Raw genomic sequence first — 24,238 nt, 5'->3', positions numbered from 1 at the left:
TTCACTGATGAGCATTCATTTTCCAAGCAACACTTTTTCATTAAAAAACAACAAACTTTTAGAAAATATCCTAATTAAATGGATGGGTTAAAACAGATTAAATGAAATTAGCGACAGTTTTATGTACAATACATATTGGATATATTTCATTACGTTAAAAGGAGCATGTGATCTATGCGGATCGATCCAATAAAACTACAGAACCAAAATGCACTAATAGATGATTATCGCAATAATAGAGAAAGTATCACGAAACATTTTGACTACAACCCTTATTCGGATGCTGCCTATCAAAGTAGATTGCAAGCGTTGCGAAACAGAAATTTTGATCGTAAGCAGCTTACCGAAACACTTTTCGAAATTAACCAGCAATGGAATGCTCCTGAATCTACATACTTAAATATTAAACGTCTGAAAAATGATGATAGTGTTGTGGTTATTGGAGGACAGCAAGCGGGATTATTGACGGGGCCCATGTATACGATAAATAAGATTATTTCGGTTATACAGTTTGCTAAACAACAAGAATCTAAGCTTCAAAAACCGGTTATTCCTGTTTTTTGGATTGCAGGTGAAGACCATGATTTTGATGAAATCAATCATATTTTTTTACCGGAAACAGCCTCCATGAAAAAATACAAATTGCTGCAGAGGGTATTGGATAAGCAATCCGTGTCTGATATTCCAATTGATGAAACCTATGCAAACCAATGGGTGAATCGATTATTTGAACAAATGGATGAAACTCAGTATACGAAAAAGCTCTATCAAACGATCAAAGACTGTTTAGAGAACTCATGTACATATGTGGACTTTTTTGCACGTGTCATTTATCAATTATTTGATGAAGAAGGTATTGTGCTAGTTGACTCTGGTAATCCAAAAATGCGCAGGCTTGAACGAGATCATTTTCTAACATTGATTAAAAATCAGACTGAAATCAGTACAGGTGTGCACGAGGCATTGCAGCAAATTAAACAAAAACGCTATTCTGTGTCTTTGGATGTTGAACCTACTGATGCACACCTTTTTTATCATAAAAATAATGAGCGAATTTTACTTGTACGAAATGAGAATGGGGATTGGGAAGGAAAGCAAAATGAAGTATTGCTGACTAACCAGGAAATGATTAATGTTGCTAGAAATAATCCGGAATCATTGAGTAATAATGTAGTTACAAGACCAATCATGCAGGAGTTATTGTTTCCAACATTGGCATTTATTGGAGGTCCAGGTGAAGTAGGCTATTGGTCAATATTAAAACCAGCATTTAAGGCTGTGGGTATTAAAATGCCGCCAGTAATACCACGATTATCGTTTACATTCATCGATCGTAATGTGGAAAAAGTAATAAGTAAATATGCAATAGATGAACAAGATGCTGTTAATCATGGAGTAGAAGAGATAAAGGGAAACTGGCTGGCATCACAGAGTGATCCACCAGTAAAACAGGTCGCTTCCGAAATTAAACAAGCAGTTGACAAAGCTCATAGCCCTTTACGAAAAATTGCTAAAGATACACGCTCAGACCTTGGTGAGTTAGCTGATAAAAATCTGTATTATTTGCAATGTGATATTGAATATCTTGAAGATCGGATTATTAAAGCAGTAGAGGAGAAATATAAAAAAGAATTAATTGAATTCGATCAAATTCAAATAGCTTTGCGACCAAATCAGGGACTTCAGGAACGGACATGGAACCCGCTGCCGTTAATTAATGATTACGGCCCATATTTTATAAAACAGCTAGCAAAGGAATCTTGTTCCTTTGAACAGGAACACCACTTAATTTATATATAATTAAATTCCACCCACTATCCCCCACCTATTATAAAATGGTGGGGGATAGTTGTGTTTAACACAGGATTAATTACTCTAAAACGTTGAGACATACTGATGTATCAACGTTTTTTGTTTGTCTTTTTTCTCCGGAGGTTTAGCAATGATCAGCGGTACTATGTGGAACAAAAGACCTAATTTGATAATATGGGTAAAAAAGTTAAAAATAGAGTGGTGAATAGTGGAGGAATGTGGTAACATATGAAATATGAAAGTGGGGATAGCTTTATGTTCATGGGCGAATTTCAACACAACATTGATACAAAAGGTCGAATAATTGTTCCTGCTAAGTTCCGTGAAGGGCTTGGCGACAACTTTGTTGTTACCCGTGGACTCGATAAATGTCTGTTTGCCTATCCGATGGACGAATGGAAGTTACTTGAAGAAAAGCTAAAGAAACTCCCCCTAACTAAAAAAGATGCACGAGCTTTTACAAGGTTCTTTTTCTCTGGAGCAGTTGAATGCGAAGTTGATAAACAGGGAAGAATAAATATTCCTCAGCCACTACGAAATTATGCTGTGTTGGATAAAGAGTGCGTTGTAATTGGTGTATCTAATCGAATTGAGTTCTGGGCAAATGAGAACTGGGAAGATTATTTCAATGACTCAGAAGAATCATTTAGTGAAATTGCTGAAAATCTTATGGATTTTGATATTTAGCAGTTATAAAGAAGTAATATATTAGCATTGAGGCAAGATTTCTAAAAGTAGGTGTGACAATGTTTGATCATTATAGTGTTTTGAAAGATGAGACCTTGGAAGGTATAGCTATAAAGTCTGATGGTACATATATTGATTGTACAGTAGGTGGCGGTGGGCATTCAGAACAAATCGCTTCCCATCTAGGGGAGGATGGTTTATTGGTTGCCTTTGACCAGGATATGGATGCGCTCAGCGCAGCTAAATCAAGACTGCATCAATATCATGATCGAATAACATTTATTCATTCCAACTTTAGAAACTTAGAAGAAGAATTATCCAAACATAATATTGATAATATTGATGGAGTCCTTTTTGATCTTGGTGTTTCGTCCCCACAATTAGATCGTGGTGATAGAGGTTTTAGTTATCAGCAGGATGCACAACTTGATATGCGAATGAACCAGAACCAGGATCTTGACGCACATGAAATTGTTAATTCGTGGTCTTACAACGAACTGGTAAAGATCTTTTTCAAATATGGTGAAGAGAAATTTTCCAAACAAATTGCGAGGAAAATTGAAGCGTTCAGAAAAGAACAATCAATTGAAACAACACATCAGCTGGTAGAAATAATTAAAGATGGTATTCCCGCACCTGCACGAAGAAAGGGAGGGCATCCTGCGAAACGTATTTTTCAAGCATTGCGAATAGCGGTGAACGATGAGTTAGAAGCGTTTAATGATGCATTACACCAAGCTGCAAGAGTTGTTAAAGTTAATGGAAGAGTGGTTGTTATTACATTTCACTCACTCGAAGATAGACTCTGTAAACAAGCGTTCAAGAAATGGAGTACAGCGAAGGAAGTGCCAAGGAATCTTCCAATAATACCTGTAGGTCACCAGGCACCATTTAAGCTAATTAATAGAAAGCCGATTTTACCAAGTACTGGTGAATTGGATTTAAATCGCAGGTCAAAATCTGCAAAGTTACGGATTGCTGAGAAAGTTAATGAGTGGAATGAAGATTTTACATATGAAGAAGGGTGGAAAAAATCATGAGTGCAAGCCATGCTCGCAGTTGGGAACAATCTTATACATCACATGCACCTAAAGAGGACAAACAAATTGCAGTTAAGGTACATAAGAAAGGCTGGATAACAAAAGGCGAAAAAATGTTGTATTCAGTAATTGGATTTTGTTTGATTATAGCATGTATTTATATTGTTTCTTTTTCTTCTTCAACGGATACTTTAAACAGAGAATTACAATCATTAGAGCAAACCGTACAAAAACAACAAATTGAAAACGAAGGATTAGTATATGAGAAAAAACAATTAAGCAGACCAGAACGCATTACAAGAATTGCTAAGGAAAATGGATTGAAAATCCAAGATGCAGAAGTGAAGCAAGCAACTGCGTTTAACAACTAAGCAAGGTGGATATGTTATGAAAAAAAATAAAACAACCCATTTCATGTCTAGCATTCTGATTCTTATTTTTGTCGGTATATTTTTAATTATAGCCGGTAGGTTTTTATATATTCAGGCTACCGCTGAAATTAACAACGTTTCACTGGATGAATGGGCCAAGGAGAAACGAACTGCATCATACACCCTGGATGCAGAGCGGGGTAAAATCTTTGATAAAAATGGGATGACGCTAGCTTATGATCGGCCTACATTCCGTATTCAAGCAATTGTTGATGAATCATATACTCAGGATCAAGAGGAGCCACTGCATGTTAAAAATCCGGAAGAAACTGCGGAGATGCTGGCTCCTTTATTAGATACTGAGCAAGGGTATCTACTAGAACGACTGGAAAAAGGTATTAAAAAAGATCAATTTCAGGTAGAGTTCGGGAATGTTGGTAAAGAATTATCCCAGCAAACAAAAGAAAAAATCGAGAATTTGAATCTGTCAGGTATTACTTTTCAAAAAGAGGCGGTAAGATTTTATCCTAATGGTATGTTTGCATCTAACATTATTGGATTTGCTCGTAAAAAGGATGGAAAGATCAACGGAGTAACCGGCATTGAAAATGAGATGGATGATTTGCTGAGTGGAGAGGCCGGACATATTTCTTACCAACGTGATAATTTTAATAAGAAATTACTAGATCCAAATGAAGTTATTAAGCAGCCTGAGGATGGAGAGGATGTTTATCTAACTATTGATCAAAAAGTTCAAACAATACTTGAAGACGTTATGACCCAAGTCGATAAAGAATATAAACCAGAGCGTATAACCGCTGTTGTCATGAATCCTAAGACAGGTGAAGTATTGGCTATGGGTAATCGCCCAAGCTATAATCCTAATAATCCAAATGTGAAGAATTGGTATAATGATGTGATTTCCACACCGTTTGAACCAGGATCGACAATGAAGATATTCACATGGGCTTCTGCTATTCAAGAAGGTGTCTACAATGGTGATAAGTGGTTAGAATCCAGCAGCTATCAGATTAGTGATAATATAGCTCCTATTCACGATTGGAGCAATAACTGGGGTTCAATAACATTTGATGAAGGATTTGCACGCTCATCGAATGTTGCTGCTGCAAAGTTAGTCTGGGAAGAAATTGGCACAGAAAAATACTTGGATTACCTTAATGCTTTTGATTTCGATCAGAAGACTAGTATTGATTTGCCACATGAGGCTGCAGGAAACCTTGTGTATAATTATCCACGTGATAAAATGGCTACAGGTTTTGGTCAAGCTAGTACTGTAACACCGATTCAGCAAATGAAGGCTGCGACAGCAATTGCTAATGATGGCAAGATGCTCAAGCCTTATGTTATTTCAAAAATAGTAAATTCAACTACAGGAAAAACAATGGAGAAAAAGTCACCAGAAGTAGTTGGAAACCCTATTTCGGAGAAAACATCGGAGCAAGTGCTAGATTTGATGGAATCTGTAGTTTCATCAGAACCTGGAACAGGGAGACCCTACAAACTGGAGGATTATTCAGTAGCAGGTAAAACAGGAACAGCCCAGTTATATGAATCTGAAGCAGGCGGTTACTTAACCGGGCATGGTAACTATATTTTCTCATTTTTAGGTATGGCACCCAAAGATGATCCACAGCTAATGATGTATGTATCGGTTGAAAAACCAGAATTAGAGGGTAATACTCCTGGTTCAACACCTGTTTCATTTATATTTAAGAATGTCATGCAAAACAGTTTACATTACATGAATATTAATCCAGACAAAGACCAATCCAAACCAGTTCAATCGGTCAAGGTTCCGGAATTAGAAGGTATGAGTAAAGCGACTGTGAAAAAATCCTTAGAAGCTAAAGGTATAAATATAACTGTAATTGGTTCAGGGGATACGATAACAAAAGCGAGTGCTGCAAAAGGTGACGAGCTGCTTCCTAATGATCGCATTATGCTGATTACGGATAACCCAACAATGCCTAGTATAATTGGATGGTCGACAAGAGATGTATTACAATTTGCGAATTTACTTCAACTAGATATAGAAATCCTTGGAAACGGATATGTCAATAGTCAAAGTATTAAAAAAGGTACTACTCTTAAAAAGAATGACTATTTAGGAGTCGAATTAAAGCCGCCTAAGTCTAAAAATAATAATAGTGAATCTAATGAAGAACAAACCGAAGAACAGACAGATGATTCAAGTGACCAGCAATAAATAAGCCTTTTCTAGTCTTATAAATTAGGCTTCTTTATACGGGCACCTAAGCTTTTTCTAACATAAACAGTGTTCTATTCATTTTTTTTCATTCATATAGTGGATACAAGCCTACCTATGAAAAGGGGATGGAGAATGAAACGTGTATCTGCCGTGACTGTAAGAAAAAGAATAGTTACTGTTTTTCTTTTTGGATTGTTATTTTTTGCAATAATTGATGTTCGCTTGGGATATGTTCAGTTTGTTATTGGTGACGAACTCATGGACCTGGCAAATGAGTCCTGGAGCAGGGACATTACCTTTGAGCCTGAACGGGGTAACATTCTTGACCGGAATGGTGAAATATTGGCTGAGAATGTCTCGTCCCCCTCTGTTATTGTCGTTCCAAAACAAATTAAAAATCCCCAGGAAACTGCCGCCAAGATAGCAAATATATTAAATATTTCAGAGGAAAAGGCGTATGAATATGTAACCAGGAAGTCCGTCTATACACGTGTGCATCCTGAGGGGAGAAAGATATCAGAAGAACAGGAGTTACAGTTTCGTACGCTAGATTTGGATGGTGTTTACCTTGCGAAGGATTCAAAACGTCACTACCCGTATGGAAATTACTTATCACACGTATTAGGATTTGCAGGTATTGATAACCAAGGATTAATGGGATTGGAAATGTACTATAATGATAAGCTCGATGGTGAAAAAGGCAGTCTATCTTTCTACTCAGATGCCAAGGGAAAAAAGCTGGAGCAAATTGCTGATGAATATAAGTCACCAGAAGATGGATTAAATTTAAAAACAACAATTAACTCAAAAGTTCAAACAATCATAGAACGTGAGCTTGATTTGGCTGTATCCAAATATAATCCGGACGGAGCTCTCGCTATTGCTGTTAATCCGAATACTGGTGGAATTCTTGGAATGACTTCCCGTCCTAATTTTAATCCAGAGAATTATCAAGATGTTGATCCGGAAATTTACAACCGAAATCTACCAATTTGGAGCACATATGAGCCTGGTTCAACTTTCAAGATTATTACACTTGCAGCAGCGCTTGAAGAAGGTGCTGTAGATTTGGAGAAAGACCATTTTCATGATGATGGAGATATCTCTGTAAGTGGAACTGAGCTGCATTGCTGGAAGAGCGGTGGCCATGGCAAGCAAACATATCTGGAAGTTGTTCAAAATTCATGTAATCCGGGTTTTGTTAATTTGGGGATGAATTTAGGAGAAGAGAAATTGTTTAGTTATATTAAGGATTTTGGCTTTGGAAAGAAAACTGGAATTGACCTTCAAGGTGAAGGAAATGGAATACTGTTCAAACCTGAAAATGTTGGCCCTGTAGAACTTGCTACTACTTCATTTGGACAAGGTGTCTCTGTAACACCAATTCAGCAAGTGATGGCAGTTGCAGCGGCAGTGAATGGCGGTAAATTATATGAACCTTATATTGCAAAAGAATGGATAGATCCCCAAACAAATAAGGTAGTTGGAATGGTTGAGCCAAACCTGAAAGAAAATATTATTTCAGAAGCAACTTCTAAAGAAATTCGTCAGGCATTGGAAAGTGTTGTGGCTCAAGGAACCGGACGTCCAGCTTATGTTGATGGTTACCGTGTTGGCGGTAAAACGGGGACTGCCCAAAAAGTTGGACCTGAAGGAAGATACTTGAAAGACAATTATGTTGTATCTTTTATTGGATTTGCTCCTGCTGATGACCCTGAAATCGTTGTATATGTTGCAGTTGATAATCCTAAAAATACTGTTCAGTTTGGCGGAGTTGTTACTGCACCAGTTGTAGGAACTATTATTGGAGACAGCTTGCGTGCGATGGGGGTAGAACCAAGGGATGATGGACTTGATAAAGAATACTTGTGGCCAGAACAGCCAAAAGTTGAAGTGCCAGATTTAGTAGGGCTGAATAAAAGCAAGTTAACCAAATACATGACCAATTTATCTATTGAGACGAGTGGTTCTGGTGACTATATTATTGACCAGGCACCAAGTCCGGGAACGAAGGTTGAGCAAGGTGAAAAGATAAGAATTTACCTGTCTGATAAAAATTAATCGTGAATACGGTAAATATTTGCTATAATGAACAAGAAATAATTAATGTAAAACACTTAGTTTATCACCTAGTCTTAGTGGCGAAATCCTTAGTTGCACTTATACAGCAAAAAAGTATTTATACTTTCTTAACTGTCTAAGATTTTAATAAGAGGGTCATTGTACCCTCTTAAAAATTGAGGCTTTCTAGAATACATATGTGAGACACTACTGAAACGAGGATGTATTTATATGAAATTATTAGAAATTCTTTCCGTCTTACCATTTTATGAAACTACTGCTTCAATTGAAAATGTGGAGATCAATAATATAGAAGTTGATTCCCGCAAAGTTACTGATGGTAGTCTATTCATTTGTATTAATGGTTTTACGGTTGATGGACACGATTTTATAAGTCAGGCTGTTGATAATGGGGCAAAGGCTATTTTAGCTGAAAAAAATGTAGACACATCCGTGCCAACAATACTTGTTGCCGATTCGTCCAGAGCAATAGCAGTGATAGCCGCAAAGTTTTATAACTTTCCAACTAAAAAGTTACCACTAGTCGGCGTAACTGGTACTAATGGTAAAACGACAGTAACTTATCTGTTGGAATCCATTTTCAATCAAAATGACATGAAAACAGGTGTAATAGGAACAATTCAAATGAAAATTGGTCCGGATTCCTATCCTGTGAGCAATACAACACCAGATGCATTGTTTTTACAAAAGACATTCAGGCAGATGGCTAATGTAAATGTGGATAAAGCAATTATGGAAGTATCATCTCATGCGTTAGATATGGGTCGTGTCTATGGCTGTGATTTTGACATTGCAGTGTTTACAAACTTATCACAAGATCATTTAGATTATCATAAAAACATGGATGACTACAGGCATGCAAAAAGTCTTTTGTTTGCCCAATTAGGGAATACCTATAATGACGGACATAAGAAATATGCAGTAATTAATGAGGATGATCCAAACAATGGTGTGCTAAAAAGAAGTACCGCTCAGCACGTTGTAACATATGGATGTGTTAATGATGCACAAGTAATGGCAATTGATATAAACCTCGAAGTTACGAAAACATCATTTAGAATGAACACTCCAGTAGGATCTATACAAGTTGACAGTCAGTTAATTGGTATGTTTAATGTCTACAACATGCTTGCGGCAAGTGCAGCAGCAATTTCTGCAAACGTACCGCTGCAGGTCATAAAAGATGCGCTTGGAGACATCAAAGGCGTCAGTGGCCGCTTCGAACCAGTAGATGGTGATCAGAATTTCGCTGCAATTGTAGATTATGCGCATACACCTGATTCTTTGGAAAACGTGTTACAGACAATTAAGGGCTTTGCTAAACAAAAAGTGTACGTTATCGTTGGTTGTGGTGGAGATCGTGATAAGACTAAACGTCCATTGATGGCATCTATTGCATTGGAATATGCTAATCAAGTTTTCTTTACTTCGGATAACCCACGTACAGAAGATCCTAAGTCTATTTTGGATGATATGATTGAAGGGATTGAAGAAAGTCATTACGAGGTAATAGAGGATAGGCGTGAAGCTATTTTTCACGCAGTAAGTCTAGCTGAAGAAGATGATATTATTCTAATCGCCGGAAAAGGCCATGAAACATATCAAGAAATTGGTAATATAAGATACGATTTTGATGATCGGGAAGTTGCGAAAGAAGCAATTAAAATAAAGGAGAAATGATAATGTTATTTACCACAGAATGGCTTACATCCATTTTTGGCGATTACAAAGGTGTTGCAGCTGATCCGATTGAAATTGGTGAGGTAGTAACAGACAGTCGTAAAAAAACGCATAAATCATTATTTATTCCTATAATTGGTGAAAACTTTGACGGTCATGACTATATAAAACAGGCATTTGATCAAGGCGCTGTCGCAGCACTGTGGAAAAAAGAGAAACAACTTCCTAGCTTTTTACCAACTGATTTCCCTGTGTTTTTTGTGGAAGATACATTAAAGGCGTTACAGGAGCTGGCTGGTTTCTATCGAGATAACATTAATCCTATTGTAATTGCAATAACGGGATCCAATGGTAAGACTACGACTAAAGATATTGTGGCATCAGTTATAAAGACAACATTTAATACACAGCACACAAAAGGTAATCTTAATAATCATATCGGAGTACCATTAACTATTCTATCAATGGTTCCTGGGACTGAAGTACTTATCGTTGAAATGGGTATGAATCAATATGGTGAAATAGAAACACTATCGAACATTGCAAAACCTGATATTGCCGTTATAACTAATATTGGTGAGTCACATATTGAGTACTTGGGATCAAGAGCAGGTATTGCCAAAGCCAAGCTTGAAATTATTAGCGGAATGAAACATAATGGTTATCTTATTATCGACGGTGATGAACCGTTATTAGAAGAAATGCATAAACGGGATAATGTAATAACATGTGGATTTGATGCCGACAATGAAGTAGTAGTGAAGAAAATAAAGCTAACATATAACCACACACAATTTCAGCTTTCAGATGGAAATGAGTATTCTATTCCCTTACTAGGTAATCATCATGCCTTGAACGCAGCATTTGCTATTATAATTGCCGAACGTCTTCAAATACCAAAATCTAAGGTAGTAAAGGGATTGACAGAGTTGGAACGCACATCAATGCGATTTGAACTGCTAAAGGGTAAAAATGATGTTTCTATAATAAACGATGCATACAATGCCTCGCCTACTTCCATGAAAGCAGCAATAAACGTTGTGAAACAAATGGAAGGATTCAAGCAAAAAGTTCTTGTTCTAGGGGATATTTTTGAACTTGGAAATGAGTCTAAATTGTTTCATCAATCGATTGCAGAAAGTATTGATAATTCAGTAGATGCTTTATTAACGTTTGGTGATGAATCAGAAGAAATATCATCCACCGTAAATAAAAGTAATTCAGATATAAGTTGCAGCCATTTTACATCGAAAACAAATTTATTGAACGCCTTGGAGGACTTTTTAACAAAGGATACGCTTATATTGTTTAAAGCTTCAAGAGGTATGCAGTTTGAATTATTCGTTGAAAAACTTACAGATCCATCATAATTAGCATGGACGGTTGTTGCAAGAGGAGGAGAAACAGTGAATATATATGTATTAATGATGACAATAGCAATAGCTTTCCTAATCACCGTCCTTCTATCACCATTTTTTATTCCGTTTTTACGGCGTCTGAAGTTTGGTCAAAGTATTAGGGATGAAGGTCCGCAATCACATATTAAAAAAACAGGAACACCGACAATGGGCGGTATAATGATTGTTATTAGTGTGACCGCTACTTCGATTATTATGGTAAGTAAATTCAGCTCAGGCTCAATTGGGTATGAATTGTGGCTGCTTATTTTTGTGTTAGTGGGCTACGGGTTTTTAGGATTTTTAGATGACTTCATTAAAGTAGCAATGAAGCGAAATTTAGGATTGACTTCCAAACAAAAAATGCTTGGACAACTTATTATCGCACTTGTATTTTACTTTATTATTCAATATAACGGCTTTGCGACATATATCCATATACCAGGCACAGCAATTCAATGGGAACTAGGCTGGGGATATGCATTACTCATTATATTTATGCTTGTAGGTGCATCTAATGCTGTTAACTTGACTGATGGACTGGACGGGTTGCTAGCAGGAACAGCCGCAATTGCGTTTGGTGCGTTTGGCATTTTAGCATGGTATGGGTTCCCTCAATCTGAGGTTACAATCTTCTCACTGGCTGTAGTTGGAGCCTTATTAGGATTTTTAGTATTTAATGCTCATCCTGCTAAAGTATTTATGGGTGACACCGGTTCGCTGGCATTAGGCGGATCGATTGCAGCAATAGCTATTTTAACAAAACTTGAAATAATACTAGTGATTATTGGTGGCGTATTCGTAATCGAAACGCTCTCGGTAATTATTCAGGTTATATCGTTTAAGACAACAGGTAAAAGGGTATTTAAAATGAGTCCATTGCACCATCATTATGAATTACTTGGCTGGTCAGAGTGGCGTGTTGTAACAACATTTTGGCTAGTAGGACTTATTTTTGCAGCTCTAGGCATATATATTGAGGTGTGGATAGTTTGAAGACTTTAGATAATTTTCCTTATTCTCATGTACTTGTATTAGGTTTAGCGAAGAGCGGGACTGCCGCTGCCAAGCTTTTATTACAAAGTGGGAAAAGAGTTCGTGTAAATGATAAAAATGCAAATGAAAACGATGACGCTGTTAATGAATTGAAGTCGATGGGGGCAGAAGTGATTACAGGTTCCCATCCTCTTTGTGTTTTGGATAGTATTGAAATTGTTGTTAAGAACCCGGGAATTCCATATGATAACCCGATATTAGTTGAGGCAAAAAAGAGAGACATATCAATTATCACTGAAATCGAAATTGCCGGTAATTTAGTAGAAAGTTCGATTATTGGTATAACCGGATCTAACGGCAAAACTACAACTACAACTTTAACAACTGAAATGCTGGTGAAAAGCAATCAGTCTGCTAAAATCGCAGGAAACATTGGATATGTGGCAACAGATGTTGCAAAATCATTAGGAAAAGAAGAAAAGATGGTATTGGAATTGTCATCGTTTCAATTAATGGGAGTCAAAACTTTTAAACCAAAGATAGCAGTTTTATTAAATATCTTTGAAGCTCACCTTGATTATCACAAGACGTTTGAAAATTATAAAGAAGCAAAATGTAATGTATTTGCAAATCAGTCTGAGGATGACTTTTTAATTTATAATGCTGATGATCCAGTAGTATCAGAAGCAGTTCTCTCAGCAAAATCAATGAAGATACCATTCTCTTTGAAAAAGCGGCTTAATGAGGGTGCTTGGGTCGACAAAACTAGCATCTATTTTAAGAGTGAAAAGATTATTGATAAAAGCGATATTGTATTAGTAGGTGCACACAATCTTGAAAATATTCTGGCTGCAATAAGTGCAGCAAAGTTAAGTGGTGCAAGTAATGAAGGAGTACGGGAAGTTCTAATTAATTTTTCAAGTGTCAAACATCGGCTTCAATTTGTTGAAAACATAGATGGTCGGCTATTTTATAATGATTCGAAAGCAACAAATATACTTGCATCACAGAAGGCACTTTCCTCATTTAAGCAACCAACAATCTTGTTAGCTGGTGGACTTGATCGTGGAAATGAATTTGATGATCTAATACCATATTTGAATAACGTTAAAGGAGTCATTCTTTTTGGTGAAACAAAAGAAAAACTCAAAAAAACTGCTAGTGATGCTGGAGTAGAAGTTATTTTAACAGTTAATGATATGAATCAGGCTGTTAAACAAGCTTACAGTATTTCTGAGCGTGATGATGTCATATTATTATCCCCTGCATGTGCGAGCTGGGACCAATATCGCACTTTTGAAGAAAGAGGAGACATGTTTATACAAGCTGTGCATACATTAATGTAGGGGCTTGTTTCTATTCAATACTTAATTAAATTATAAACGCCCCTTCCGATCAAACTGGAAACGGGGTGTTTTTTTGTTCCGGAGAATTTTTAAAAACCAGTATGCACCAGATTATACGTTATTGGCTGTCATATTGTCGTTGCTTTTAATAGGAATCGTTATAGTTTATAGTTCTTCATTTGTGTGGGCTGAATACAAATATGCAGATTCATTTTATTATGTAAAACGTCAACTCCTCTTCTGTAGTGTGGGTCTTATTGCCATGTTCTTTATTATGAGCGTTCCATATGGTACCTGGAAGAAGTACAGTAAAGTCATATTGCTCGCGTGCTTTTTGTTATTACTGGCTGTATTAATTCCGGGAATTGGTATGGTGCGTGGTGGAGCACAAAGCTGGATTGGCGTTGGAGCATTTAGTATCCAACCTTCCGAATTTATGAAGTTGGGTCTAATCATATATTTATCCGTTTATTTGTCTGTTCAGCAAAAGTATATTACCTCTTTCAAAAAGGGGTTTTTTCCATCCCTTCTTTTAGTTTTTACATCGTTTGGACTAATCATGCTGCAGCCGGATCTTGGAACAGGTGTTGTGCTTGTGCTTACATGTATGGTGATGATTTACACTGCCGGTGCCAGATTGTCCCATTTTTTAGGATTAGCTGTTCTTGGTATAGCAGGGTTCTTGCTGTTGATTATTTCTGCTCCATATCGAATAGATCGGATTACTGCCTTTTTAAATCCATGGGAAGATCCGTCTGATACAGGTTTTCAAATTATCCAATCATTATATGCCATTGGTCCAGGTGGTCTAACAGGGGTTGGGCTTGGCAATAGTTTGCAGAAACATTTCTATTTACCCGAACCGCAAAATGATTTTATCTTTGCAATATTAGGTGAGGAATTGGGCTTTTTGGGTGGTACATTTGTAATTGGACTATTTATGTTATTATTTTGGCGAGGGGTAAAGGTTGCACTTGAAGCACCAGATGCTTATGGACGATTTCTTGCGCTTGGAATTGTCTCCATGCTAACGATACAGGTAATGATTAATATAAGTGTAGTAATTGGTTTGATCCCAGTTACAGGAATAACACTCCCATTTCTTAGTTATGGGGGGTCATCATTAACGTTAACGCTTTGTTCTGTTGGTATTTTGCTAAATATCAGCAAATATTCCAAACTATAATAATTTTTGTTAGAAAACACTTCAATCTAGGTAATGTTTACTACATATTTAAATCTATTATGTGATATAATTCATGTAACAAAAGAGAAACGGCATTATATAGTGCCGTTTCGCTCTTTTCATTTAATTAAAATTTTCTGATAAAGGAAGAAATAGAAATGGGGAAAAAAAAGAATGTAGTTTCAATTGAGGATCGCATTCCAATGTTGAAACAGGAACGTAAAAAAAAGGCAAATCGCCGACTCATATTTTATCTTTCTATTTTTTTCTTTTTAATCTCCATAATTGTATACCTTCAATCACCGTTAAGCCATGTGAAAACAATTGACGTATCAGGAAATTCATTTGCTAAAGACCAGGAAGTTATTCAACAAAGCAATATCTCCAAAGATACGAATATATGGATGATTAATGAATCAAAAGTAGTACAGGCAATTAGTGAAAACCCGGTAGTGAAATCCGTAGAGGTGAATCGACAGCTACCTTGGACAATAGAAATTCAACTTAAAGAGTACGATCAGGTTGGCTATATTAAAAGAGAAGGCAGTTTTTATCCAATCTTGGGTAATGGTAGAGTTCTAACTGAAATGAAGCAGAAATTAGCTAACGGGGATGCGCCATTAATTCTTGGCTTTAGTGAAGAGGCGTATTTGGATAATATGACTGCAGAATTAAAAAAACTACCTGAGAGCATATTGAATCTAATCTCAGAAATACACTGGAAACCAAGTGACGATAACCAGAATAAAATCTTGCTTTATATGAATGATGGCTATATGGTTGATGGAACAATTAGGAATTTTGCAGATAAGATGGATGTATATCCATCCATCGTTGCTCAGCTAAAACCAGAAAGTAAAGGGATTATTCATATTGGTGTAGGTGCATATTTTGAATCGTTTAACGATGATACAGAAGAAGATGAGATCCAGAATGAAACTGAAGGATAACCGGGTAATATAGTGACTAAATCTTTTTAACAAGAAAGTCACATTTTCAATATCTTTAACGAATTCTATGGAGTGGCTTCAAAAAAAGTTTTAGCAATAAAGAACTTCAATTGTTTGAAATGTTTAATTGATTGAAAGGTAGTTGGGAAAAATTAGTATAAAAACTCGATAAAATAGAAGGATTTAGTAGCTTTTTTGTTGAATTAACTAATATATATTTTCTTTTTAGTTATATTCCTTTAAAATAGTAGATTATAGTGTAATTAGAAACATGGCTTTTCGTTAAAGGGGTTTCTTATGAAAATCGTACTTTGCTTTTCTTAACCCTTATACTATGGAGTACAAGCTTTAATGGTGAGAGTCATAGTTGCATTTATGCAGTAAGAATAATAGTTATAAATTCTTAACTGCAAATAATAGAAAATGGAATAAGAGAAATCATCTGATGAAATAATGATTGAATCAGATGCTTCTGAATCAGGAGGTGCCTTTCTTTGAACAACAGTGAAGTACTAGTGAGTCTTGACATAGGTACATCAAAAATCAAAGTTATAATTGGAGAAGTATTAAATGACTCCCTTAATATCATTGGGGTTGGTACAGCAAAATCGAATGGCATGAAAAAAGGTGCAATAGTTGATATTGATCAAACCGTAAATTCCATACGAAATGCCGTTGAACAAGCGGAACGAATGGTTGGAATGCAAATTGATAGTGTAGTAGTAGGTATTAACGGGAATCACATACAATTACAGCCATGTCATGGAGTTGTAGCAGTTCAGAGTGAAAACCGGGAGATTGGTGATGAGGATATCTCACGCGTAATCGATGGTGCTCAAGTTATATCAATTCCACCAGAACGCGAGATTATCGATGTAATTCCTAAACAATTCGTTGTCGATGGTTTAGATGAGATAACAGATCCAAGAGGAATGATTGGCGTAAGACTGGAAATGGAGGGAACAATTATTACTTGTTCCAAGACAGTTTTACATAATATTTTAAAATGTGTGGAACGTGCTAATTTACAGGTTTCAGATATTTGTTTACAACCACTCTCGGCTGGAACGGTAGCTTTATCCAAAGATGAGAAAAATCTTGGTGTGACACTTATTGATGTTGGTGGAGGTTGCTCGACAGTTTCGATATTTGAAAATGAACACTTGGTATCTACCAGTGTAGTTCCACTTGGCGGCGACAACATTACCAAGGATTTGTCCATTGGGTTAAGAACTTCAACAGAAGAGGCAGAAGATATTAAATTAAATTATGGACATGCTTTTTTCGATGATGCAAAAGAAGAAGAAACGTTTGAGGCATCTATTATTGGCAGTAATAATACACAAACGCATAACCAGTTGCAAATTGCTGACATAATAGAAGCTAGATTGGCGGAAATATATGCTTATGCAGAACGTGAAATCAGACGTATGGGATACCAACAACTACCTGGAGGATATGTACTAACAGGTGGTACAATGAAGATGCCGGGTGTTCTAGAACTTGCACAGGATATTTTCCAGTCAAATGTACGCATGGCTATCCCTGATTACATAGGTGTACGAGAGCCACAGTTTACTGCTGGAGTAGGAATCTTGCAATTTGCCTATCGTAATGCGAAAATACAAGGAAAAGAACTATATCCGTCTGTAGTAGTAAATCAGGATGAATCTAAACCCAAACGTACAAAAAAATCAACAAATACAGATGAAACAACAACAAAAACAAAGAAAAAAGAATCTGGAATGGCTAATTTGTTTAAGTATTTTTTTGACTAAACACTAGGCGGAACAGTTCGATGATAGATAGTAACTGGCCTCTTGCTAATGTTTATATATATTAATACTCTAGGACCCTAGGATATAAATTAGCTTCTAGAACTCTTGTAATTTTGCATATTAGGAGGAACGGAAATATGTTAGAGTTTGATACGAATATGGATCAGCTAGCAACAATAAAAGTTATCGGTGTCGGTGGTGGTGGAAGCAACGCTGTTAACCGCATGATTGAACATGGAGTTGAAGGTGTTGAGTTTATTGCCGTTAATACAGACGCACAAGCTTTAAATCTATCAATGGCAGAAACAAAATTACAAATCGGCGGAAAACTGACTCGCGGACTTGGTGCAGGTGCAAACCCTGAGGTTGGTAAAAAAGCCGCTGAAGAAAATAAAGAACAGTTAGAAGAAGTATTGCAAGGTGCTGACATGATATTTGTTACAGCCGGTATGGGTGGAGGCACTGGAACTGGTGCTGCACCAGTAATTGCGCAAATCGCGAAAGAACTTGGTGCATTAACGGTTGGTGTAGTAACCCGTCCTTTTACATTTGAAGGGAAAAGGAGATCTACACAAGCAGTAACTGGAATTGATTCACTTAAAAGCAGTGTAGATACTCTAATTGTTATTCCGAACGACCGTTTATTGGAAATTGTTGATAAGAATACTCCAATGCTAGAAGCATTCCGTGAAGCTGACAATGTATTGCGACAAGGTGTACAAGGTATCTCTGATTTAATTGCAAAACCAGGCTTGATTAATGTTGACTTTGCTGACGTGAAAACGATCATGTTTGATAAAGGGTCTGCGTTAATGGGGATTGGTGTTGCTACTGGAGAAAACCGTGCACCTGAAGCAGCTAAAAAAGCTATCTCTTCACCATTACTGGAAACCTCTATTGATGGGGCACACGGTATTCTTATGAATATAACAGGTGGTTCAAATTTAAGCTTGTATGAAGTTCAGGAAGCAGCAGATTTGGTAACCTCAGCTGCAGATGACGAAGTGAATGTAATCTTTGGATCAGTAATCAATGAGAACCTGAAAGATGAGATTATAGTAACTGTAATTGCTACTGGTTTTGATGAGAACCAAAAAGTAAATAAACAGCCTAAAGAACGCCCGGTTATTAATCATAACCAACATGCTGCGTCCAAATCTACCGATGAAATGCCTAGAGAAAGGGCACAAAATCAGCAAAGCCGTCCTACTTCACAGGATGACGAATTGGATATTCCTACATTCTTAAGAAATCGTAATCGCAACAAATAAATAATAATTTCAAAAAGCAATCAGACATTATCTGGTTGCTTTTTTTGTTGTTTAGGAAACGATAAAATTTAATTGCTGTTGATAATTGGATTTCCGAATCAGCCACGTCTCGACATACAGGACGTACTAGTGCCGGTGAAGCCACAGGACGTGGCGTTCTCGTCGTCCAGCACCTAGTGAACTTCCTCTCCGTGTCTACGATAAGAAATAAAGGAAGATCTTCTAACACCACCGGATTATACGGTAACGTCGACCCATCCGCGATGCGAAGGGCGCATTCCGTACATTGCTACATGGGCGCTTGCGCCTTTACTCTCATTTAAGACGACAAAGTCTCCGATAAGTAGTTAAAATTAGCACATTTTTGCATACAAGAAGTGACAGACTTCGCTAGCTAAACAAACTATACTTCTAAATAAGGTATTCGAGTAAGGTGAAAGGAAGAAGGAAGTGACCATTTATCTTGATGCTGTCTGGCTATTAAATTTCTTCTTGGACTTGATGCTTTTAATGCTTACTCAAGCCCTGGCAAAAGACAGCACACAAAAGGTTCGAATTATTTTTGGTGCGTTTATTGCTTCGTTATTAGTTCCGTTATCTATTTTTTATCCGAATTCATTCTTTACTAGTGTAATAGGAAAGCTGATTTATTCGATAATTATTATATTATGTGCATTTCAATTTCGGTCAATCTATCGAATGATAAAATTGCTTCTTCTATTTTACTTTACGACATTTGCCATAGGGGGTGGATTAATAGGGATTCACTTTTTACTTCAAAATCCGGTTGGTTTGTCTGCAAATGGTATTCTGACTTTTAATAGTGGCTACGGTGATCCGATTAGCTGGTTATTTATCGTTATTGGATTCCCATTAGTCTGGATATTCACCAAAGGTCGTATGGACAAGCATGCAGTAGAGAAGATTCGATATGATCAACTTTGCCCTATAACTATTCAAATTGGAAATACAAGTAAATCAACTACAGGATATATTGATAGCGGCAACCAGCTTGTAGACCCTTTTACAAAGAAACCTGTCATTATATGTGATGAGCATTTTTTAAAACAATGGTTTAGTTCAGTTGAATGGGAAATGTTGAAGGTTGCTCATGATGAGTTAGATTTTGAAAAGCTACCAAAAGATTGGGAAAACCGTATTAATATTATCCCTTTTCAGGGTGTTGAAGGTAATCGATCATTTATGATGGCTATTAAGCCCGACAATATAGTGATTTTTTATAACGACCAGAAGATTGTTACTCATAAAATCTTAATTGGTATTCAATTTGCCGATTTGACAAAGGATCAATCATACCATTGTCTATTACATCCTCAAATTGTAAAGATGGCAACTGCTAATTCTGCATAAAATATTCTGCAAAGTTAGCTATTCCCGTTAATTATTATGAAATAAATGCTAAAAGGAGCGTCTTAATTTGAAATTATGGAAATTGCGAATGCGTTTATGGTGGTACAATTTTTTATTTAAGCTCGGATTTAAAACAGACGAAATCTATTATATTGGTGGGAGTGAAGCACTACCTCCACCATTATCAAAAGATGAAGAGCGAGAATTACTTGAATTACTGCCAAAAGGTGATAAATCCGCCAGAGCAGTGCTGATCGAACGAAATCTTCGCTTGGTTGTATATATCGCACGAAAGTTTGAAAATACCGGTATAAATATTGAGGATTTGATTAGTATAGGAACAATCGGCTTAATAAAAGCTGTCAATACATTTAATCCAGAAAAGAAAATCAAGTTAGCAACATATGCATCAAGGTGTATTGAGAATGAGATACTAATGTACTTACGAAGAAATAATAAATTAAAATCTGAAATTTCGTTTGATGAACCACTTAACATAGACTGGGATGGTAATGAATTAAGGTTATCAGATATCTTAGGCACAGATGAAGATATAATTACAAGGGATATAGAAACAAATGTGGATAAATCTTTATTAAAAAATGCCCTATCACAATTGAATGCTCGAGAGAAACAAATTATGGAGCTTCGCTTTGGTTTAGTAGGTCAAGAAGAAAAAACACAAAAAGATGTCGCCGATATGTTAGGTATTTCTCAGTCTTATATTTCCCGTTTAGAGAAAAAAATTATTAGACGCTTACAAAAAGAATTCAATAAAATGGTCTGACATACTGCGGCAAGAAATTAGGTGTATTTAGACCATTTTTGTACTGAATAACTTTGCATAAAAAATCCTCTACGGGGAGATACTGTCCATGAACAGCATCTCCAATCCGGGAGGGTAGAACAGAATGACTAGACATAAAGTTGAGATTTGTGGTGTTGATACATCTAAGTTACCTGTACTAAAGAATGACGAAATGCGCAAGTTGTTCAAAAAAATGCAGGAAGGCGACATATCAGCGAGAGAGGAACTTGTTAATGGAAATTTACGGCTCGTATTAAGTGTGATTCAGCGATTTAATAATCGTGGAGAGTACGTTGATGATCTGTTCCAAGTAGGTTGTATTGGACTTATGAAATCAATTGATAATTTTGATTTAGGACATAATGTTAGGTTTTCCACGTATGCTGTTCCGATGATTATTGGTGAGATCAGACGGTATTTGCGTGATAATAATCCGATTAGAGTTTCTAGATCATTACGTGATATAGCCTATAAAGCATTACAGGTGAGGGAGAAGTTAATTAGTGAATCTTCAAAAGAGCCAACTCCTATGGAAATTGCTGAGGAAATGGGTATCCCTCATTCAGATATTGTCTTTGCGATGGATGCCATACAAGATCCGGTTTCCTTATTCGAACCAATTTACAATGATGGTGGTGATCCTATATATGTAATGGATCAGATCAGCGATGATTCGGATAAGGACTCAATGTGGGTTGATAAGCTATCGTTGAAAGAAGGAATGTACCGTTTAAATGAGCGAGAAAAAATGATCTTAAATAAACGTTTTTTCCAAGGAAAAACACAAATGGAAGTAGCAGATGAAATCGGAATATCACAGGCACAAGTATCACGCCTGGAAAAAGCAGCTATTTCCCAAATGAACAAACAAATGTTTGAATGATGAAAAGCGAAGCGGGTTTGGTCAGTGATGACATGCGAAACAAAAGTCAGTAGAGCACTCAAGTGACTATTGCTTACGTCATGAGTCACTAGCCCACGGAGCTAGTCTGATCAGAAGTGGAAGCAGCGCCGTTACATTTTAAAACTAATCAGTTTTGGGCTAACAACTGTACTAGCACGTACTTTGAAAATAGAGACGTAAGGATTGACTTGCTAAAAGTTACTTTTATATATATTCAGACGCCAAGCCAACTGTGTTTGGTGTCTTTTTTTGCAGTCAAGAAAGTATAAATCCCTTTTTATGCATAAGTGCAACTAAGGAATTCGCTATACAAGCTTGGTGATAAGCGAAGTTATAAATACATTTTTATTTTTCATGCTACTTTTTCTAATCTAAATTCGATTGTATAAATAGAAGGAAATTTAATTTTGCTCTAACTTTCAAGTTTTTTTTGCTAATTCTTTGCATATATATCATTATTAAGGCAGGTGAGTCATGATGATAAAGTTAACCGATCTTCAAATTAAAGAGGTTATCGTCATTAATGATGGCAGAAGGCTTGGGCATATTTCGGATTTAGAAATTAATGGAGACAACGGTAAAATCACAGCATTAATTATTATTGCGAAAGATAAAAAAGCAGGATTATTTGGGAAACCTGGAGAGCTGGTAATACCATGGTACAATATTGAAACGATTGGCTCAGACGTTATTCTAATAAGGGACGTGAATACTCCAACCCTCTATCCAGAACAAAAGCTTATCGAATGATGGAGAAATTATGATAAGATAGTGCTAACATACTATATCAAGGAGGTACTAATATGGCTGATACCTTCCAGCATAACGAAGAAGCTTATTTGCAAATTGATAAATGGCAGACATTAAATAAGAATTTAAAAGTTGGTTTTACAACTCGTAATGGCGGACAGAGCCAATCCCCGTTTAATACGTTAAACCTTGGTTTGCACGTACCTGATAATCAGGAAGATGTTTTAGCGAATAGACAGACTTTAGCTAAGGAGATAAATATACCTTTAGAGTCATGGGTTTCCGGGGAACAAACACATCACACGAATGTACACATTATTAAGGAAGAGGATAGAGGAAAGGGTGCAGCATCTTACCAGTCTTCATTAAATGACATTGATGGCCTTATAACAAATCGCGCTGGTATATTGTGCACTGCGTTTTTTGCTGATTGCGTTCCATTGTATTTTTTCGATCCGGAAACGGGTTATATAGGTATAGCACACGCAGGGTGGAAAGGGACAGTCCACGGTATAAGTGAAAAAATGGTGGATATGTTTAAGTCAGTTGGAGTAAACACAGATAACCTTCTAGTTACAATAGGACCATGTATATCTCAAGAGGTTTACGAGGTTGATGAAAAGGTTATTGGACAAATACCAGATAGTTACATTGGAAAAACTGTCATTCCAAAAGAAAATAATCGCTATTTATTGGACTTAAAGCAATTAAATGTCGAAATCCTTTTACAACAAGGGGTTCTTCGTCATAATATAGAGGTTACAAAATATTGCACATTCAGTGATAATGAGTTATTTTTTTCACATCGACGTGATCATGGTAAAACAGGTAGAATGCTAGGGTATATTGGCTATGCAACATGATTATACTTGGAAGGAGCAATGGTAATAATGGAAGTAGTAACAAATCTGAATGAAATAAAAAGCAATATTAGACAAGCATGCGAGAAAAGTAATCGAAATCCCGACGAAATAACCATTATTGGCGTCACGAAATATGTTACAATAGAGCGAACAGAAGAAACGATAAACGCTGGAATTAAAAATCTTGGCGAAAATCGGCTGGAAGGTTTTCTGGAAAAATATAATTACATACAAGATCAAGCCTCTTGGCACTTTATCGGTACATTACAATCACGAAAAGTAAAAGAAATAATTGATAAAGTGGATGCGATTCATTCATTGGATCGCAAGTCGCTTGCGAAGGAAATTAACAAACGCGCGACAACCCCAATGGACTGTTTTGTTCAAGTAAATGTAAGTGGTGAAGAATCCAAACATGGTCTTAGTCCTGAAAATGTTCTTTCATTTATTTCTTCGTTGGCAATTTTTGAGAATATTAGGGTAGTAGGTCTAATGACAATGGCTCCACATATGGAAAACCAAGAATTCTTACGTGACATTTTTAAAAAACTTACTTCATTGAGGGATGAAGTTAGGAGTGAGCAACTTGCTCATGCCCCTTGTAAGTATTTATCTATGGGTATGAGTAATGATTATCAACTTGCCATTGAAGAAGGGGCAACACATATACGAATTGGTTCAAAATTAGTTGGATCTTTCAAATAGCGGGGTGAAAT

General features: G+C 36.5%; 20 protein-coding genes. All 20 read left to right on the top strand.

What is annotated here, in order from left to right; genetic code table 11:
* Positions 1-174: 174 nt before the first annotated feature.
* Positions 175-1,800, top strand: coding sequence for a bacillithiol biosynthesis cysteine-adding enzyme BshC (gene bshC, locus BMY13_RS13065; protein WP_092493043.1), 1,626 nt, complete (start codon positions 175-177; stop codon positions 1,798-1,800).
* 267 nt (positions 1,801-2,067) lie between these two features.
* Positions 2,068-2,499 carry a division/cell wall cluster transcriptional repressor MraZ gene (mraZ, locus tag BMY13_RS13060; protein WP_092493246.1) on the top strand — a complete coding sequence of 144 codons (432 nt, stop codon included), beginning with the start codon at positions 2,068-2,070 and terminating at the stop codon, positions 2,497-2,499.
* 59 nt (positions 2,500-2,558) lie between these two features.
* On the top strand, positions 2,559-3,539 hold the full coding sequence (gene rsmH / locus BMY13_RS13055) for a 16S rRNA (cytosine(1402)-N(4))-methyltransferase RsmH (RefSeq protein ID WP_092505114.1): 981 nt from the start codon (positions 2,559-2,561) through the stop codon (positions 3,537-3,539).
* A complete protein-coding gene (gene ftsL / locus BMY13_RS13050; RefSeq protein ID WP_092493041.1) occupies positions 3,536-3,910 on the top strand; it encodes a cell division protein FtsL in 375 nt (124 codons plus the stop codon). The genes rsmH and ftsL overlap by 4 nt, the downstream gene beginning before the upstream one ends.
* A 16-nt stretch (positions 3,911-3,926) precedes the next feature.
* Positions 3,927-6,137, top strand: coding sequence for a penicillin-binding protein (locus BMY13_RS13045; protein WP_092505111.1), 2,211 nt, complete (start codon positions 3,927-3,929; stop codon positions 6,135-6,137).
* Between the two features lie 135 nt (positions 6,138-6,272).
* Positions 6,273-8,201: a stage V sporulation protein D gene (locus BMY13_RS13040; RefSeq protein WP_092505109.1), complete on the top strand. Its 1,929-nt coding sequence runs from the start codon at positions 6,273-6,275 to the stop codon at positions 8,199-8,201.
* A gap of 231 nt (positions 8,202-8,432) precedes the next feature.
* Positions 8,433-9,902: a UDP-N-acetylmuramoyl-L-alanyl-D-glutamate--2,6-diaminopimelate ligase gene (locus BMY13_RS13035; protein ID WP_092505107.1), complete on the top strand. Its 1,470-nt coding sequence runs from the start codon at positions 8,433-8,435 to the stop codon at positions 9,900-9,902.
* Positions 9,903-9,904: 2 nt separating this feature from the next.
* Positions 9,905-11,272 carry a UDP-N-acetylmuramoyl-tripeptide--D-alanyl-D-alanine ligase gene (locus BMY13_RS13030; RefSeq protein WP_092505105.1) on the top strand — a complete coding sequence of 456 codons (1,368 nt, stop codon included), beginning with the start codon at positions 9,905-9,907 and terminating at the stop codon, positions 11,270-11,272.
* A gap of 54 nt (positions 11,273-11,326) precedes the next feature.
* Complete coding sequence (gene mraY, locus BMY13_RS13025; RefSeq protein ID WP_425445158.1) at positions 11,327-12,295, top strand: phospho-N-acetylmuramoyl-pentapeptide-transferase; 969 nt, start codon at positions 11,327-11,329, stop codon at positions 12,293-12,295.
* Complete coding sequence (murD, locus tag BMY13_RS13020; RefSeq protein ID WP_092505103.1) at positions 12,292-13,641, top strand: UDP-N-acetylmuramoyl-L-alanine--D-glutamate ligase; 1,350 nt, start codon at positions 12,292-12,294, stop codon at positions 13,639-13,641. Before mraY ends, murD begins: the two co-directional genes overlap by 4 nt.
* A gap of 73 nt (positions 13,642-13,714) precedes the next feature.
* Entirely contained in the window at positions 13,715-14,827 is a 1,113-nt protein-coding gene (gene spoVE / locus BMY13_RS13015; RefSeq protein ID WP_425445157.1) for a stage V sporulation protein E, read from the top strand.
* A 158-nt stretch (positions 14,828-14,985) separates the two neighbouring features.
* Complete coding sequence (locus BMY13_RS13010; RefSeq protein WP_092505101.1) at positions 14,986-15,777, top strand: cell division protein FtsQ/DivIB; 792 nt, start codon at positions 14,986-14,988, stop codon at positions 15,775-15,777.
* A 494-nt stretch (positions 15,778-16,271) separates the two neighbouring features.
* A complete protein-coding gene (gene ftsA / locus BMY13_RS13005; protein WP_092493033.1) occupies positions 16,272-17,555 on the top strand; it encodes a cell division protein FtsA in 1,284 nt (427 codons plus the stop codon).
* A 137-nt stretch (positions 17,556-17,692) separates the two neighbouring features.
* Entirely contained in the window at positions 17,693-18,826 is a 1,134-nt protein-coding gene (gene ftsZ / locus BMY13_RS13000; RefSeq protein WP_092493032.1) for a cell division protein FtsZ, read from the top strand.
* A gap of 450 nt (positions 18,827-19,276) precedes the next feature.
* Entirely contained in the window at positions 19,277-20,197 is a 921-nt protein-coding gene (gene spoIIGA, locus BMY13_RS12995) for a sigma-E processing peptidase SpoIIGA (RefSeq protein ID WP_092493031.1), read from the top strand.
* A 67-nt stretch (positions 20,198-20,264) separates the two neighbouring features.
* Complete coding sequence (gene sigE / locus BMY13_RS12990; RefSeq protein ID WP_092493030.1) at positions 20,265-20,984, top strand: RNA polymerase sporulation sigma factor SigE; 720 nt, start codon at positions 20,265-20,267, stop codon at positions 20,982-20,984.
* A 124-nt stretch (positions 20,985-21,108) separates the two neighbouring features.
* The gene (sigG, locus tag BMY13_RS12985) at positions 21,109-21,888 is read left to right on the top strand and encodes an RNA polymerase sporulation sigma factor SigG (RefSeq protein ID WP_092493029.1); all 780 of its coding nucleotides are present in this window, start codon (positions 21,109-21,111) and stop codon (positions 21,886-21,888) included.
* Positions 21,889-22,383: 495 nt separating this feature from the next.
* On the top strand, positions 22,384-22,659 hold the full coding sequence (locus tag BMY13_RS12980; protein WP_342729073.1) for a YlmC/YmxH family sporulation protein: 276 nt from the start codon (positions 22,384-22,386) through the stop codon (positions 22,657-22,659).
* 53 nt (positions 22,660-22,712) lie between these two features.
* Positions 22,713-23,522: a peptidoglycan editing factor PgeF gene (pgeF, locus tag BMY13_RS12975; protein ID WP_092505099.1), complete on the top strand. Its 810-nt coding sequence runs from the start codon at positions 22,713-22,715 to the stop codon at positions 23,520-23,522.
* 27 nt (positions 23,523-23,549) lie between these two features.
* Positions 23,550-24,227 (top strand): YggS family pyridoxal phosphate-dependent enzyme, encoded by a 678-nt coding sequence (locus BMY13_RS12970; protein ID WP_175476799.1) that lies wholly within the window; start codon positions 23,550-23,552, stop codon positions 24,225-24,227.
* Positions 24,228-24,238: the final 11 nt, after the last annotated feature.

It is taken from the genome of Virgibacillus subterraneus, from assembly GCF_900110695.1.
Taxonomy (GTDB): Bacteria; Bacillota; Bacilli; order Bacillales; family Amphibacillaceae; genus Lentibacillus; species Lentibacillus subterraneus.
This window is presented reverse-complemented; position numbering and strand designations above follow the sequence as displayed.